Below are 2,636 nucleotides of genomic sequence, written 5' to 3' on the forward strand. Positions count from 1 at the left end.
GCGCCCGTGGGCACGTCCAGCGCCCACGACAGGTACAGGCCCACCAGGCCCCCGGCAGCCCCCAGCGCCGGCGACAGGATCATCATGGTCCCCAGGCGGTCGCACAACAGCCGCGCGGTGGCCGCGGGGGTCACGAGCAGGGCCAGCACCAGCACGTTGCCGATCGTCTGCACGGAGATCACGACGGCCAAAGCCACGGCGACATACAAAGACAGATCGGCAGCGAGCACGTGCACGCCCGCCGCCCGAGCGCTCTCGCGGTCCAGGGTCACCGCCACGATGGGCCGGTGGGCCAGGAACAGCATGAGCAGCACCAACGCAGCACCACCCATCACCACGGGCACATCCGACGCCGGGATGCCCGTGATCGACCCGAACAGGAAGTCCTGCAGGCTCCCCGCATACCCGGGCGCCCGCGCAATAATCGCGACGCCGAGCGCAAACGCGCCGACGAAGAGCACGCCGATGACGGAATCCTCCTTGAGCCTGCGGTTCTGCGCCAGCAAGGCCACCAGCACGGCGGTCACGACACCCGCGAGCGCCCCACCGAACACCAGGGACCCGCCGCACACGAACGCGATCGCCAGGCCGGGGAACACGGAGTGCGCGACGGCGTCCCCGATGAAAGCCATGCCGCGCAGGACGACGTGCACACCGACACTGCCGCACACGAGCGCGGCGACGACCGCGATGAGCAGCGAGCGCGGCAGGAACGCCAGCGCCGGATTCGTCAGGTCGCGGAAGAAGTCGTAGGGGCTCAGGAAGTCCGCCGCCGGGACGAGGACGTGGCCCCCCGCGTGGATCACGGTGCTCATGCGCGCACTCCTAGGGCGTCGAGGATCGGGTTGTCGGGTCGCACGTCGAAGGCGCGGATCCACGGGTCGGCGTCGGCGAGCTCCTCGGGGCGCCCGGAGGCGACGATGGTGCGCCGCAGCAGGTACAGGCGGTCGCAGCCGGTGCGCGCGCCGATGAGGTCGTGCGTGGTCATGAGGAGGGCCCGGCCCCCGTCCGCGAGCGCGCGAAACAGGTCCATGAGCATCTCCTGCGTGGGCATGTCGAGGCCGGTGAAGGGCTCGTCGAGGAGCAGCACGGCGGGCCGGATCGCGAGGGCCCGGGCGACGAGGACGCGCTGGCGCTGCCCGCCGGACAGCTCGCCGATGGGACGGTTCGCGAGGTCGCGCATGCCCACGAGGGACAGGGCCTCCTCGACGGCGCGGAAGTGCGGGGTCCGAGCGCGCCCGAGCAAGCCTCGCCGCACGGTGACGGCCTGCAGGACGGCGTCGCGCACGCTGATCGGGAAGTCCCACGCGAACTCGTGGCGCTGCGGCACGTACCCGATCGCGCCGTCGGTCTCGACGCTGCCGCTGGAGGGGATGAGCCCCAGGATCGAGCGGATCAGCGTGGTCTTACCGGCGCCGTTGGGTCCGATGAGGCCGACGAGTTCCCCGGCCCGGGCCTCCAGGTCGACGCCCTCGAGGACACTGCGCCCGCCGAGGCGCGCGCCCAGTGCGGTGACGCGCAGCTGGCTCACTGCTCCCCTCCCCGATCGACGAGGCCGGGGCCGGCAGCGCTCTCCCCCGCGCCGGGCGCACCGTCAGACCCTCCGCCGGGCGCCGCGCCTCGGGCGGGCACGGACCTGTCGAACGAGGCCGTGTCTGCTTCCCCGCTTCCCTCACCCTTCGTGGCGGGCGGGGGTGTGAGGAGGGAGTCGGCCTCGGCGATGGCGGCGGCCTGTTCGGCGCGGCTGCGGCGCGAGCGTGCGACGACGAGCGCGAGAATCACCAGGAGGGACGCCGCGGCGACGGCGATGATGGCGATGAAGGCCCAGTCGGGCAGCCCGCCCGACGCGGCCCCAGCAGAAGAGGAAGAGGACGCGGGGTCGGCGGCCACGGAAGCAGCGGGCGCGGCCCCAGAGGAGGAAGCGGATGCCCCCGCCGAAGCAGAACCGGAGGCGGCGGGCGCGGCCATGGCCAGGGCTTCGGACGCGGAGGCGGCGTCACCGACGGCGAAGCGCAGGGTCGTGGAGGCGGCCACGGCCTCGCCGGCGGTGGTCGTGCCGAGGAAGGTCACGGTCGCCGTGTAGGTGCCGGGCGAGGAGAACGCCCAGTTGGCGTGCACGTGCGTGCCGGAGTCGATCCACACGTCGCCGGGGGCCGCGCCCGAGTCGGCGAGCAGGAGGGGCTTGCCGAAGGTGCCGGACTGGAGGAACAGCCACGCGCGGCCGGGGCCGGACACGGGGCCGACGCGCATGGTGAGGCCGCGGTCGATGGTGGCCGTGACGGCGGGGTCCTGCGTGTTCCAGCCGAGCCACACGACGCCCGGGTTCTGCGTCTGGGGAACGACGTACACGGGCTTGCCCGCGACGTCGGCCAGGAACGGGTAGTCGGCGGAGTCGGGCGCGGTCATGATGGCCGCGTCGCGCACCCGCAGGACGGTCTGGTTGGGGTCGCGCCACACGGCGCCGGTTTCGGCGTCGTGGCGCAGGCCGGCCCGCCACTGTCCGTCGATGAGGCGGGGCCCGAGGTCGACGTGCCCGACGCTGATCTCGCTGGCCTCGCCTCTCCACTCCTCGTGAGCGGCAACGCTTTGCGCGAGGTCGGGGTCGGGACTCGGGTCAGCAACAGAAGAGGGGGCAC

At 73.1% G+C, this 2,636-nt stretch carries 3 protein-coding genes; all 3 read right to left on the reverse strand.

What is annotated here, in order from left to right:
* Positions 1–815 (reverse strand): anchored repeat-type ABC transporter permease subunit (locus RYL44_RS10155; RefSeq protein ID WP_314975921.1); only part of this gene is annotated, 815 nt, incomplete at its 3' end.
* A complete protein-coding gene (locus RYL44_RS10160; RefSeq protein ID WP_314975922.1) occupies positions 812–1,531 on the reverse strand; it encodes an anchored repeat-type ABC transporter ATP-binding subunit in 720 nt (239 codons plus the stop codon). The genes RYL44_RS10160 and RYL44_RS10155, both read right to left, overlap by 4 nt.
* Positions 1,528–2,636: choice-of-anchor M domain-containing protein (locus RYL44_RS10165; protein WP_314975923.1), on the reverse strand; the 1,109-nt coding region annotated here is incomplete at its 5' end. The genes RYL44_RS10160 and RYL44_RS10165, both read right to left, overlap by 4 nt.

The organism is Actinomyces bouchesdurhonensis (assembly GCF_963540955.1).
In the GTDB taxonomy this organism is placed as follows: domain Bacteria; phylum Actinomycetota; class Actinomycetes; order Actinomycetales; family Actinomycetaceae; genus Pauljensenia; species Pauljensenia bouchesdurhonensis.